Here is a 12,205-nt window from a genome sequence, read left to right as displayed (position 1 = left end):
TCTTGCTACAATTTTTTCAAAAAGTATTAAAATCATTAAAGAGAGTGAAAATCCAATCAAAAAGCTTAAAAAGAAAGATAATTTTATTCAGATTTTACCTTTTACAAAAAAACTGACAAATAGAAAAATATTCTCTCTTTTAACAACAGACAGTGAACTGCTTTATCATAAACTTGAGGATAATCATCAAATTTTTATACCTGTTCAGATATAGAAAAAAGTAGGAACTATTTTTGCTTTGATGGCAATATAAGCAATTTTTCATCAAGGGATAAATGGTAATGAGAAGAGTTTTGTGGTTGTTGATGTTATTGGCGGTCGGTGCGCATGCTGCCGCAAATATATGGATTCGTGCAGGTGAAGCCTACGGAATCGAACCCAGACTACTATATGCTATTTCAAAGGTTGAGAGCAATCTTCGTCCACTCGTTATTTCCGTCAACTACAAAAAATTAACCAAAGCACAAGAAGATAAACTCTGTTTTATGCTTGAAAATAGAAATATTTCTTATAATATATATTCAAAAGTAATTGAAATTGACAGCAAAAATATTGTTGAAGCAAAAGGGGTTATCGATTTTTTAGATAACAACCGCTACCCGAGCTTTGATATCGGGCTAATGCAGATAAACAATATGCATAAAGAGACGCTTGCGGGGATGAAGATACCGCTTCATGAGCTTTTAAACGAAAGTACAAATCTAAGCGTTGCTGCAAATATTTTATGGGAGTGTTATAAAAAACATCGTTCCAGCGACAAAGCTATTAACGCTTATAACGGCTCTTCAGTCGGAAACTCATACTATACAAAAGTATCTGCAGAGCTGCGAAAACTTCTTCTTCTGCACGAAAACGGTTCAAAACGCCTTTTTTATCGCATAATCTGATAATCATAAGTCTCAATTCTTTAAAATTCAAAAACCATATTTAGCACTTTATCAGTATATTTTAAGTATTATCTACATTATATTTTTATGGACATATTATGCAAGTACACATTCCTCTAAAAAAAGTCGTTGACGACTCTTATGACATTACAATCGATACGCTTCAAAAACTGCACTTTGATTCAAAAGTAGCGGTTGTTACAAACCAAACGGTCTCTAAGCTTCATTTAGATTATCTCCTTAGTAAAATCAGCGCAAAAGAGCTGCATATAGTAGAGTTAAAAGACGGTGAAGAGTATAAAAATCAAGAGAGTATAGATACGATTTTGAACTCTCTTTTTGAACATCGCTTTAACAGAAAATCTCTTCTGATCGCTTTTGGCGGAGGGGTTGTCGGCGATATGACGGGATATGCGGCTAGTATCTATCAAAGAGGAATAGATTTTATTCAGATTCCAACGACGCTTCTCTCACAAGTCGATGCAAGTGTGGGCGGAAAAACCGGGTTCAACAACAGATATGGAAAAAATCTTGTAGGCGCATTTCATCAGCCTCGCGCCGTTTATATAGACCCTTATTTCTTAACTACACTTCCAAAAAGAGAGTTTGGTGCAGGAGTTGCCGAGATAGTTAAAATGGCGGTAACTTTTAATAAAGATTTTTTTGAGATTTTAGAAGAAGCGGACTTAACAAATCAAGAAGTATTGCGAGAAGTTATAAGACATGCAGTTCAAACCAAAGCGGATGTCGTATCGCAAGACGAGAAAGAGCAGGGCATAAGAGCCGCTCTTAACTACGGACATACTTTTGGACATGTTATAGAAAATGAAACTGCATATAAAAAATTTCTGCACGGTGAAGCCGTTGCAATCGGAATGGTCATGGCAAATGAGATGGCCGTGAAGATGAATCTTATGAGCCAAAAAGAGGCGGATAGAGTCAAAGCGCTTTTAGAAAAATATGATTTGCCGACAACTTACACTATAGATGATGTTAAGAAATTTTATGAAGCTTTCTTTTTGGATAAAAAGAGTTCCGATGCTTCAATTACATTTATCCTTCCTCTTGGAATCGGGGATGTCGTTATTACGGACAATGTAGATATCGGGACTATTATGTGTATTTTAAATAAATTTGGAAAACAATAATGAAAAAAATTGTTTTTTATCTATTGCTCGTATCATCGCTTCTATTTTCGGAGAGCTTAAAAAAAGATACAAATATAAGCAAGCCGGAGCAAGAGCAGGTTAAGCTTGCCCAAGAGGATGCAAAAAGAGAAAAAATAGAAAGTTACATTTCGGAACTAAAAAATATTGAACAAAAGATATCAAAAAAAGATAGCGTATGGATGAAAAGCTATGCCTCTTATCTTACATCGATAGATGTAAAGGGGAATCTTGAAGAGATAAAAAGCAGAATAGAGTATCTTCAAAAAAAGAGGGACAAATCGTTTACCGAAGCGGATGAATTAAGTGCGTTAATATCCAGAGAAAAGATTTTAGCATCACAGATAGAGAAACTAAAGAAAAAAGACAGTTCTCCCTTTTCAATACTTTTAACCCCGCCCAATATAGATGAAATTCCCTCTGTAACAAACCCTTTTGATATATTTATGGGTATTTCGCTTATTAAAACGCTGGATAAAGGTTTTAACGACTATATTTTAAAAAGAGATGAGTTAAAAGAGCTAATCTCTCTCTTAAAAACAGAGGTGCGTATCTATAAGGAGATAGAGAACATTGATGAGCAGACCAAATATAAGGAAGAGGCAAATTTAAAAATAAAGCAGCTGGAAGGATTTGAATCTGCCCTTGACACTATGAATGTTACGGCGGATGTTTACCAAAAAAGACTGGATATTGTTGAGATTAACATTAACAAAGAGATAGAGTCTCAAATGGTAAAGCTCGGCAAAATAGGTGTCACCATACTAATCGTTTTTGTCGTCTTCTTTTTACTTAAGCTTATCGTTAAAAAATATATAACCGATAATGAGCGGTTTTATATGGCAAACAAAGTTATCACTTTTGGTAATTTTACGCTTATTATATTGATTTTATTTTTCAGCTACATAGAGAATGTAAGCTACTTGGTTACTATACTCGGATTTGCATCGGCAGGTATCGCTATTGCCATGAAAGACTGGTTTATGAGTATGCTCGGCTGGCTTGTAATAGTCTTTGGCGGAAGCATACATGTCGGAGACAGAATCCGCGTAGATATGGACGGATCAACTTTTGTCGGAGATGTTATGGATATATCGCTGCTGCGCATGACTCTTTTAGAAGATGTAACACTGACGACGGTTTTACAAAACAGAAGGGCAGGCAGGATTATTTTTGTACCAAATAACTATATCTTTACCAGAATGATAGCAAACTATACGCATAGTTCTTTAAAAACCGTGTGGGACGGGGTAGATATAGTCATAACATTTGATTCAAATCATAAAAAAGCAATGCATATCGCCAAAGAGATAGCTAAAAAATTCTCAAAAGGGTATACCGATATTACGAGAAAACAGCTAAATAAGTTAAGAAGCAATTACAGTCTTAAAAATACAAATGTAGAGCCTAGAATTTTTTCACTTATTGAGCCAAACGGCTTAAAAATAAGCGTTTGGTACTTAACAAACGCTTATGCAACATTAACTCTAAGAAGCGTAATCTCAACCGAAATAGTAGACGCTTTTTTAGCAGAAGAGGATATCACCATAGCATACCCTACTCAAATGCTTCACTTGGAAAAATCAGCTAAAAAAATCCCGCCGCCAAAAACCGAGGAAGCAGTATAGATGAAAAAAAAAGTATATTTTAAAACTTTCGGATGCAGAACAAATCTTTATGATTCGCAGGTAATGATGAGCTCTCTTAAAGGGTATGATATTACCGAAGATGAGAGCGAAGCCGATGTTGTAGTTATAAACTCATGCACCGTTACAAACGGAGCCGATTCACATGTTCGTTCTTACATTTCACAAGTTGAAAACAGCAGTGAGGCTAAAATCTTTTTAACGGGCTGCGGCGCACATACAAAGGGTGAGGGGCTTCTGGAGCAGGGAAGGGTTTTTGGAGTTTTCGGACAGAGCGAAAAAGAGAAAATCGACGAGATGTTAAACAAAGAAGAGTCCTTTTATGAACTCGGCGATTTAAACCATATAGATGAGAGCGTAGTTGACGATTTTATCGGCAAAAGCAGGGCGTTTATAAAGATTCAGGAGGGGTGTAATTTTCGTTGTTCATACTGCATCATACCGCATGTCAGGGGCGATGCAAGAAGTATGAGCGAAGAGAAGATACTTGAGCAGATTAGAAGACTTGCAGCAAACGGTTTTGGGGAGTTTATCTTAACGGGAACAAATGTCGGAAGTTACGGGCAAAGAACGGATAGCTCAATCGCTGCGCTTATGAAAAAAATGTCAGGGATTCGCGGAGTAAGACGCATAAGACTCGGAAGCGTCGAGCCGATTCAAATAACCGATGAGTTTAAAGAGATACTAGGCGAGCCATGGCTTGAGCGACACCTTCATATTGCGCTTCAGCACACTTCGCCTCAAATGTTGAAGTTTATGAATAGACGAAATGTCTATAAACAAGATAAAGAGCTCTTTGAACTGCTCTCAAGCAAAGGTTTTGCGATAGGGACGGATTTCATTACCGGACATCCGGGGGAGAGCAAAGAGCTTTGGGATGAAGCGATGAGAAATGTAAGAGATTTGCCGCTGACGCATTTGCATGCATTTACCTACTCCAAACGAGACGGTACACCGTCGGCCACCATGAAGCCTGAAGTAAACGGCAAAGTTGCCAAAGAGAGACTGCATGAACTCGAAGAGATAGTAAAAGCGAAAAATTTTGAGTTTAGAGCGGCTTTTGGCGGAGAGTTAAATGTTCTTATTGAGAGCCAAAAAGATGACTATTTTGTAGGATATGATCAACATTTTAATAAAATTTTAGTAAAATCAGATGAAGATTTAGTGGGAAATTGGATAAATATTAATAAATATGAAGTAAAAGAGGAGTCAAACTATGGCAGAGTCTAAAACGAACAGAGTAGCTCTCTACGCTTCGGCTTTTTTGGTAATTATTTTAGTCCTTTTTGCAATTTTAAGGGACAATGCAGATGTTATAACTCTAAAAGAAGCAAAAGAGATTTTAAAAAATAAAAGTGTAAAAAGCGTAGTTGCTTCGGAAGATTTCGTATATCTAAAAACAGAGAAAGATTTATATAAAATTATATCCTCGCAAGTTACTCCCGATATGTTTACGGACTATAAAGTTCAAGTGAAAAGCGGCTCAAGCATAGTTGTCTATTTTCTCCTTTTGGTGCTTTTTTTAGCTCTTGGAGCGCTTGCTTTTAAATGGCTTCAAAAAAAGAGACCACTGCTTCTTAGTGCAGAGAGCAAAAGAGAGAGCGAATACAAATCTCTTTCGGAAAAATCATATCCGATAGAGTCGATAAAAAGCGATGTAACATTCAACGATATCGGTGGAATAAGCGATGTAAAAAGCGAACTTGAAGAGATAATAGACTTTATGAAAAAACCTAAACGATATAAAAGTTTCGGTGCAAGAATGCCTCGCGGCGTACTTTTGGTGGGTCCTCCGGGAGTTGGAAAAACTATGATAGCAAAAGCGGTTGCAAATGCCGCAGGCGTGCCGTTTTTTTATCAAAGCGGCGCTTCTTTTGTTCAGATATATGTGGGTATGGGTGCAAAAAGAGTGCATGAACTTTTTGTTGCCGCAAAAAATAACTCGCCTTCCATCATTTTTATTGACGAGATAGATGCAGTCGGTAAAAAAAGAGACGGACAGAGAAACGATGAGCGAGAAGCAACGCTAAATCAGCTGCTGACGGAGATGGACGGTTTTGAAAACTCAAGCGGAGTTATAGTTATTGCGGCTACAAACAAGATAGATGTTTTAGACTCGGCACTTTTGCGTGCGGGAAGATTTGATAGAAGAATCTTTGTAGAGCTTCCTACAAACAAAGAGAGAGCTTCCATCTTGTCAAAATATTTAGAGAAAGTTCCGCATGATGTTGATGTAAATACTATCGCAAATATGACGGTCGGATTTAACGGCGCGTCTTTAGCGGCGCTTGTAAACGAGGCTTCGCTTCTTGCCATAAGAGGACATGATTTTCAAGTGACGATTGAACATTTTCATCATGTAAAAGATAAAGTAATGTTTGGTAAAAAGAAACTGCAGATACTAAGCGAAAAGCAAAAACAGTATCGCGTTACATACCAAGCCGCAAAAGTTATCTGTGCAACTTATTTTGATCTTCCTTTTGAAAAGTTACTTCTATCAAATGAAAAACTGACTCCGGCAACGGATGAGCCTCTTATAAAACATGAGTTAGAATCAAGGGTTAAAATGCTTTTGGCAGGTATGGTGGCATGTGCCATTAAGTATCGCGAGCATGCCAGCAGTGCCAAAGGTGATTTGGACGAAGCAAAAGAGATAGTCGATAGAATGATTCAAGATTACGGGATGGGTTCATCTCTTATTCCTAGCGAAAACGAAAAAGAGATTTTGATGAAAAAGCTCTACGATGAGACAAGAAACCTCTTAGAGTCTTTGCAGAGCGTTATGGTACATGTAGAAAATGTTTTAAACGAGAGAGAAAGCATTACTAAAGCGGAAGTTAAAAAGCGATTAGATGAAGTTTTATAGCGGATTTTCTTTAAAAAATGAGCAGCATATCTTTAAAGAGTATACAAACTTCTCGGAGTACTCTGTTTGCGGTTTCAGCTACGGGGCTATCAAAGCTTTTAGGCATGTAAAAGAGCAGTTGGAGCTTAAAAAAAGAGTAGATACTCTCCAACTCTTCTCTCCTGCATTTTTTCAGACAAAAGATGATAAATTTAAAAAAATTCAACTTATGGCATATAGAAAAAATAGAGATTTATACCTAAGCGAGTTTATAAAATCATGTTTTTTGCCATACTTAAAAAAGAGCATAGAGCGAGAAGAAAATAGTGTAGAAGAGTTAGAAGAGCTACTTTATTTTAATTGGAATATGGATGAGCTGAATAATCTTGTCAAAAAAGGGATAAAAATAGAGGTTTATCTTGGCGGCGAAGATAAAATTATAGATGTTGAGAGTGCAAGAGAGTTTTTTTTGGAAATCGCAACCGTGACATATATTAAAAGTGCAAATCATTTTTTATTAACAAACTAGGAGAAAAAATATGAGCAAAATAAGAATAGGCGTAATAACGGCAAGTGACAGAGCAAGCAAGGGAATATATGAAGATATATCTGGAGTTGCCATTCAAGATACTATGAAGGATTATTTAAAAAGTGAGTTTGAGATAGTTTATAGATGTATTCCCGACGAGCAGGATATGATTGAAGCTACGATGATAGAGCTTTGTGATGAAGAGGGCTGTTGTTTGGTGGTTACAACAGGGGGAACAGGACCGGCACTTCGTGATGTAACTCCTGAAGCAACCCAGAATGTGTGTCAAAAGATGATGCCCGGATTTGGCGAACTTATGCGTCAAGTAAGCCTAAAGTATGTTCCAACAGCTATATTATCACGCCAGAGTGCAGGGATAAGAGGCAAAAGCCTTATCATCAATCTCCCCGGAAAACCAAAGTCCATCCGTGAGTGTTTAGATGCGGTTTTTCCTGCCGTACCGTACTGCATAGATTTGATAGAAGGTCCATATATAGAGACAAACGAAGAGGTTATAAAGGCTTTTAGACCAAAAGCATAACAAGAAGGTTTCTCGTTCCACCTCTCCCGAGGTGGAATGCATACTGTCATCCAAAATCTCCCTCACCATAACCTCTCGATTTCCACCAGCCCGTTCATTCCGCTATAATCCCTAGCGCTACTATTGCTTGAAAGATTGCATAGTTTTGGGCAAATCGTCACTTGAGAGAACTATATACAAATGATTTTCTAAAATAACATAGGCATAAAGTTTTAGATTGTCTTTTTCTTGTAAAAATTTTAGGCACTCTATTATGATTGCAACACTTTCTTGCCTTGTAAAAAGCGGCAGCTGATGGAGTACAGTGCATGTCACAAAATGTGGATGTGTCGTTTCATATATTTTATATCTGCTTCTTCCTATAAAGATATTGCAGTTCGGTTTGGCTTAATGTGTTATATGAGGTGTATATATGCATTCCACCTCAGGAGAGGTGGAACGAGAAAAAATAGACTGATTTTTTAGTCACTTTTTCCATGATTGGTTCGTAAATATTATCGTAGGGTGATCTTTCTATGATTGTCATGATTTTTCTCCGATGTTTTGAGTAAGTATAGAGTAAAAAGTGGACAAAAACTATCTATATATTCTTGAAATAATCTAAAAATAGCCTGTTTTTATTGATAGATAGAGACAGTGTATTTTCATAACTTTCAACACTGAATTGGTACCCAATATTATTTGAAATATTCTCTTTTGTAGTTATTCCCAATTTTATAGATGTATAGTAAATAGTGAGTTTTTCTTTAAAATTATGTTCTTTAGATAAATCCTTTAAAAATCTATACGGATAAACTAAATAAGGGTTAGTTGGCTGAACAAGACCAATGCGTGGCCCTTGATAAACAGTATCATTTTTACAGTCGATCTGAATAAATGCTATTATTCCTAACGTAAGCTTATCTTGTATCTCCATTTTATTTTGACAGCTAAATTGACTTTTAAAAAAGTTCATAATATTCAACGGCCCATCAATATATTTTCCATCTGACTTCACTTCTTTAATTCCTCTTATCAATATTCCTCCAAAGTTATCACAATTTCCAAAAGTAATATCAATACCACCTCGTCCTTTGTTGTGCACATACCATCCATTAGAAGTTTTTTGAAGTTCATCACCATGTAATGCACAATCTTTATGATCGTCTGAATAATAGTAAAATTCAATTTCTGTAAATTCATATTTTTTAGTTTTAACTTGAAGCTCAACACAATTTAATAGGTAATTTGCAATCTTATTAAAACTTCCTTGGTAATCATTTTCATCCACCATTTTATTTAAGCACATCATCTGACACCCCTGTAATATATTTGCATGCAGTATAACTTATAAAAGAGAAAAATTTACAAAAAAAAGATTTTGTCAAAATGCTTCAGGCAATCGAACTAAAGCTGAAGAGTACGGGTGAAATACCGAGTGAACAGACAATATACGGTTACTTAAACGGCAAACGTGAACTAAAAGCAGAGCTTATTCCTTACATTGCGGAAGTTTTAGAAGTAGATGAACAGGAGCTTTTTCGTTTTGATATAGAGTATGCTTCGGAGTATAACATCCGCTACTTTCTCGTTCCACCTCTCCCGAGGTGGAATGCATACTGTCATCCAAAATCTCCCTCACCATAACCTCTCGATTTCCACCAGCCCGTTCATTCCGCTATAATCCCTAGCGCTACTATTGCTTGAAAGATTGCATAGTTTTGGGCAAATCGTCACTTGAGAGAACTATATACAAATGATTTTCTAAAATAACATAGGCATAAAGTTTTAGATTGTCTTTTTCTTGTAAAAATTTTAGGCACTCTATTATGATTGCAACACTTTCTTGCCTTGTAAAAAGCGGCAGCTGATGGAGTACAGTGCATGTCACAAAATGTGGATGTGTCGTTTCATATATTTTATATCTGCTTCTTCCCATAAAGATATTGCAGTTTGGTTTGGCTTAATGTGTTATATGAGGTGTATATATGCATTCCACCTCAGGAGAGGTGGAACGAGGAAAAATGTCAATATATACTGATAGCTACTTACTCTTCATGTCTTTTAATTTCTATTGAACCTGCTTTAGTAGTTCTATTATCTCTGCATCAGTGATATTTTCTTGGTCTGATTTTGAGTATATAGATAGTAAGTAAATATTTTGTTCATCATCTACACAATAAGTAATGACCCTAAAACCTTTGCTTTTGCCGGTAGGTACACTTGAGTTTGCAACTCTAATTTTATAGCAGTTTTGAAACAGATATGTGCCTAACTTTGGATTATTTCGTAGCTCTAAAACCAGAGATGATAAATCTACTTTTATATTTTTGTAGTGTTTAGCTAATTTTTTTATATTTTTATCAAACTCCGGAATAGTGAGAATATTAAATGGCATTTAATAATTCTTCTACAGGCTTTGCTTTTAATTTACCGCTTTTAACCATATTAAGTTCGTCCACTGATTGCTTAATACTGGCCTTTAAATTATCAGTGGCTTCACTCTCTCTAATAACCAATCCATCATTTTTGAAATGCTGCAACATCCATACTATTTTATCGGCAATAGTTTCATCTTTTATCTCAAGAGTCAATGTTTTCATTGTGAAGCTCCTTTTTTAAACTATAAGATTATAGCAAAATCAAGCTAACACACTTTTATAAAATTTTAATGAAGCTAATGTAGTATGTATGCGTTCCACCTCGGGGGAGGTGGAACGCATACGCATCTCACAATTTATATAAAATTAACCTCAGTAACATGGTGTTTTAGACCAAGTTCTGCGGGAGTACAGCCAAGAGCTAGTCCTACCATTTGCTGCATATGAAGAACGGGGAGTGAAACTTCTCTGCCTATGGCTTCAGATGCACTTTTTGTTTGAGTGTCAAGTTTTAGATGACATAGCGGGCATGGGGTTACCATCATGTCTGCATTTTGGTCAGTTGCGCCTGCTATGGCTGTTCCTGTAAGAACTGCCGCAGTGTGAGGCGCTTGAAGCTCGACATGGAATCCGCAACATTTGTTTTTCTCTTCATAATCAACATTTTTTCCACCACATGCGATGATAAGGTCATCCAACGAAGTAGGGTTGTATGGATTCTCTTTTTGTTTATGAGACTCGTCATGAAGTTCTGATGGGCGGATGTTGTGACAGCCGTAAAACGGAGCGATGTTAAATTGGCTAAGAGGTTTTACAACCAACTCTTTGATTTTATCTAAGCCGAAATCATCAATGATAGCGTAGAGGAAATGGATAACATTTGAGGTGCCTTTGTACTCCAAACCGACCTCTGCTAGTTTTTCATTCACTTTTGCTTTTAACTCAGGATTTTTATCCAATCTATGTTTTGTCATAGCAGTATTTAGCTGACAAGTATTACATATTGTAACCATTGTAAGCTCATGCTTTTCTGCATATGCTATATTTCTAGCATTTAAAACAAGAGATAAAAAGTCATCATAATCTTGTAAGTGAGAAGCTCCGCAGCATGAAGCTTCTGTAAGTTCGATAAGCTCAATGTTCAGTTTTCTAGCAACCGCAAGTGTTGACATCATCTGTTCAGGAGTACTCTGTTTTGCAGTACATCCCGTAAAAAGTGCGTATTTTAATTTTTTCATTTAACTTTGCTCCTAGAACTTTACTGTTGATGATGATTTGATAAGTTTTTGAATTTCATCAAGTTTATCTGATTTTGGCATATTCCAAGGCATAACAATTTTGCCTTTTTTAAACATCTGAAGTGCTACAGGAATATGTTTTACTATGTGAGCTCCCTCAGAGTATAGAACTAAGCCGCCCTCATCGAGCATACCGTGTTTTTTGATAGAGTGTAAGAAACCGACTGCATGGCGAGTTGCAACATTGTTTTTTGCGACACCTTTTTTAAATGCCATTTGATGAAGTTTTGTAATCTTGTCGATTGGATTTATATCTTTTGGACAAACTTCCGCACACTCAAAACATTTAGCACAATCCCAAACACCCTGTTTCTCTTCATTTACATTTATTAGTCTATTGCCGTCACTGTCACGAACATCCGACTCAAAACGGTACGCCGCAACAAACGCCGCAGGTCCAAAGAAGTCGCTGTTTATCTCAACAACAGGGCAAGCATAGTGACACGCACCGCACTGGATACATAAGTCTGCTTCATTTAGCTCTTCTGCATCATGAGGTGAAACTAGATTTTCACAAGACGGGCATTCGTCTATATCTGCAACAAGATATGGAGTAACACTTGCATGTTTATCCCAAAAGTCTGCCTTGTCTATAATCATATCTTTTACGGCTCTTTTTGTACTTAGAGGCTCAAGAGTTATCTCGTTTCCGAAATACTCTATCATAGTCGTCATGCTCTCTTTACAAGCAAGAGTCGAGCGACCATTTACTTTGATAGCACATGCCCCGCATATACCGTGTCGGCAGCTTCTACGGTATGAAAAACTACCGTCGTGGTCCCATTTTATTCTGTTTAAAACATCTAAAACAACCTCTTCGCTTGTTATATCCATAGTGTAGTTTTCGTAGTACGGAAGATAATCCTCATCTGCATTGAAGCGAAATACTTTGAAGTTTACTTTTTGTGTAGTGATACTATTTGTACTCATAAA

The 12,205-nt window shown here is 36.6% G+C and carries 14 protein-coding genes and 1 pseudogene; 9 read left to right on the top strand and 6 right to left on the bottom strand.

The window, feature by feature from the left end; all coding sequences use genetic code 11:
* The 8 genes and pseudogenes from PHQ93_RS09300 to mog form a co-directional block, all read left to right on the top strand.
* A pseudogene (locus PHQ93_RS09300) lies at positions 1-214 on the top strand (potassium transporter TrkA); the annotation flags it as partial.
* A gap of 67 nt (positions 215-281) precedes the next feature.
* Positions 282-887 (top strand): lytic transglycosylase domain-containing protein, encoded by a 606-nt coding sequence (locus PHQ93_RS09295; RefSeq protein WP_299943511.1) that lies wholly within the window; start codon positions 282-284, stop codon positions 885-887.
* Between the two features lie 98 nt (positions 888-985).
* Positions 986-2,035: a 3-dehydroquinate synthase gene (gene aroB / locus PHQ93_RS09290; RefSeq protein WP_299943508.1), complete on the top strand. Its 1,050-nt coding sequence runs from the start codon at positions 986-988 to the stop codon at positions 2,033-2,035.
* The gene (locus tag PHQ93_RS09285; RefSeq protein WP_299943505.1) at positions 2,035-3,681 is read left to right on the top strand and encodes a mechanosensitive ion channel domain-containing protein; all 1,647 of its coding nucleotides are present in this window, start codon (positions 2,035-2,037) and stop codon (positions 3,679-3,681) included. The genes aroB and PHQ93_RS09285 overlap by 1 nt, the downstream gene beginning before the upstream one ends.
* The gene (mtaB, locus tag PHQ93_RS09280) at positions 3,682-4,929 is read left to right on the top strand and encodes a tRNA (N(6)-L-threonylcarbamoyladenosine(37)-C(2))-methylthiotransferase MtaB (RefSeq protein WP_299943502.1); all 1,248 of its coding nucleotides are present in this window, start codon (positions 3,682-3,684) and stop codon (positions 4,927-4,929) included.
* Positions 4,916-6,565, top strand: a complete 1,650-nt coding sequence (locus PHQ93_RS09275) for an AAA family ATPase (RefSeq protein WP_299943499.1) — start codon at positions 4,916-4,918, stop codon at positions 6,563-6,565. The genes mtaB and PHQ93_RS09275 overlap by 14 nt, the downstream gene beginning before the upstream one ends.
* Entirely contained in the window at positions 6,552-7,073 is a 522-nt protein-coding gene (gene bioV / locus PHQ93_RS09270) for a pimelyl-ACP methyl ester esterase BioV (protein ID WP_299943494.1), read from the top strand. The genes PHQ93_RS09275 and bioV overlap by 14 nt, the downstream gene beginning before the upstream one ends.
* Positions 7,074-7,083: 10 nt before the next feature.
* On the top strand, positions 7,084-7,614 hold the full coding sequence (gene mog / locus PHQ93_RS09265; RefSeq protein ID WP_299943491.1) for a molybdopterin adenylyltransferase: 531 nt from the start codon (positions 7,084-7,086) through the stop codon (positions 7,612-7,614).
* A 580-nt stretch (positions 7,615-8,194) separates the two neighbouring features.
* Here the strand turns inward: mog and PHQ93_RS09260 are convergent.
* Complete coding sequence (locus tag PHQ93_RS09260) at positions 8,195-8,905, bottom strand: hypothetical protein (protein ID WP_299943488.1); 711 nt, start codon at positions 8,903-8,905, stop codon at positions 8,195-8,197.
* Between the two features lie 77 nt (positions 8,906-8,982).
* Between PHQ93_RS09260 and PHQ93_RS09255 the strand changes: the two genes are divergently transcribed.
* The gene (locus PHQ93_RS09255) at positions 8,983-9,240 is read left to right on the top strand and encodes a helix-turn-helix transcriptional regulator (RefSeq protein ID WP_299943484.1); all 258 of its coding nucleotides are present in this window, start codon (positions 8,983-8,985) and stop codon (positions 9,238-9,240) included.
* A 49-nt stretch (positions 9,241-9,289) separates the two neighbouring features.
* On the opposite strand, the gene PHQ93_RS09250 is transcribed toward PHQ93_RS09255, so the two are convergent.
* The 5 genes from PHQ93_RS09250 to PHQ93_RS09230 form a co-directional block, all read right to left on the bottom strand.
* On the bottom strand, positions 9,290-9,532 hold the full coding sequence (locus PHQ93_RS09250; RefSeq protein ID WP_299943479.1) for a hypothetical protein: 243 nt from the start codon (positions 9,530-9,532) through the stop codon (positions 9,290-9,292).
* Between the two features lie 132 nt (positions 9,533-9,664).
* A complete protein-coding gene (locus PHQ93_RS09245; RefSeq protein WP_299943476.1) occupies positions 9,665-9,991 on the bottom strand; it encodes a type II toxin-antitoxin system RelE/ParE family toxin in 327 nt (108 codons plus the stop codon).
* Positions 9,981-10,196 (bottom strand): hypothetical protein, encoded by a 216-nt coding sequence (locus PHQ93_RS09240; RefSeq protein WP_299943475.1) that lies wholly within the window; start codon positions 10,194-10,196, stop codon positions 9,981-9,983. Before PHQ93_RS09240 ends, PHQ93_RS09245 begins: the two co-directional genes overlap by 11 nt.
* 134 nt (positions 10,197-10,330) lie before the next feature.
* The gene (locus PHQ93_RS09235) at positions 10,331-11,212 is read right to left on the bottom strand and encodes a CoB--CoM heterodisulfide reductase iron-sulfur subunit B family protein (protein ID WP_299943472.1); all 882 of its coding nucleotides are present in this window, start codon (positions 11,210-11,212) and stop codon (positions 10,331-10,333) included.
* Positions 11,213-11,224: 12 nt separating this feature from the next.
* Positions 11,225-12,202 carry a succinate dehydrogenase/fumarate reductase iron-sulfur subunit gene (locus PHQ93_RS09230; RefSeq protein WP_299943469.1) on the bottom strand — a complete coding sequence of 326 codons (978 nt, stop codon included), beginning with the start codon at positions 12,200-12,202 and terminating at the stop codon, positions 11,225-11,227.
* Positions 12,203-12,205: the final 3 nt, after the last annotated feature.

The sequence above is a fragment of the Sulfurimonas sp. genome, assembly GCF_028714975.1.
Classification (GTDB): domain Bacteria; phylum Campylobacterota; class Campylobacteria; order Campylobacterales; family Sulfurimonadaceae; genus Sulfurimonas.
The sequence above is the reverse complement of the archived record's forward strand: the minus strand, read 5'-3'. Positions and strand labels throughout refer to the sequence as shown.

Excerpts from the sequence above, each read along its gene's own strand:
- aroB (WP_299943508.1), top strand. The coding sequence starts at position 986 with ATGCAAGTACACATTCCTCTAAAAAAAGTCGTTGACGACTCTTATGAC.
- PHQ93_RS09235 (WP_299943472.1), bottom strand. The coding sequence starts at position 11,212 with ATGAAAAAATTAAAATACGCACTTTTTACGGGATGTACTGCAAAACAG.
- PHQ93_RS09275 (WP_299943499.1), top strand. The coding sequence starts at position 4,916 with ATGGCAGAGTCTAAAACGAACAGAGTAGCTCTCTACGCTTCGGCTTTT.
- PHQ93_RS09255 (WP_299943484.1), top strand. The coding sequence starts at position 8,983 with ATGCTTCAGGCAATCGAACTAAAGCTGAAGAGTACGGGTGAAATACCG.
- PHQ93_RS09260 (WP_299943488.1), bottom strand. The coding sequence starts at position 8,905 with ATGATGTGCTTAAATAAAATGGTGGATGAAAATGATTACCAAGGAAGT.
- mog (WP_299943491.1), top strand. The coding sequence starts at position 7,084 with ATGAGCAAAATAAGAATAGGCGTAATAACGGCAAGTGACAGAGCAAGC.
- PHQ93_RS09295 (WP_299943511.1), top strand. The coding sequence starts at position 282 with ATGAGAAGAGTTTTGTGGTTGTTGATGTTATTGGCGGTCGGTGCGCAT.
- PHQ93_RS09240 (WP_299943475.1), bottom strand. The coding sequence starts at position 10,196 with ATGAAAACATTGACTCTTGAGATAAAAGATGAAACTATTGCCGATAAA.
- PHQ93_RS09245 (WP_299943476.1), bottom strand. The coding sequence starts at position 9,991 with ATGCCATTTAATATTCTCACTATTCCGGAGTTTGATAAAAATATAAAA.
- PHQ93_RS09285 (WP_299943505.1), top strand. The coding sequence starts at position 2,035 with ATGAAAAAAATTGTTTTTTATCTATTGCTCGTATCATCGCTTCTATTT.
- PHQ93_RS09250 (WP_299943479.1), bottom strand. The coding sequence starts at position 9,532 with ATGGGAAGAAGCAGATATAAAATATATGAAACGACACATCCACATTTT.
- mtaB (WP_299943502.1), top strand. The coding sequence starts at position 3,682 with ATGAAAAAAAAAGTATATTTTAAAACTTTCGGATGCAGAACAAATCTT.
- PHQ93_RS09230 (WP_299943469.1), bottom strand. The coding sequence starts at position 12,202 with ATGAGTACAAATAGTATCACTACACAAAAAGTAAACTTCAAAGTATTT.
- bioV (WP_299943494.1), top strand. The coding sequence starts at position 6,552 with ATGAAGTTTTATAGCGGATTTTCTTTAAAAAATGAGCAGCATATCTTT.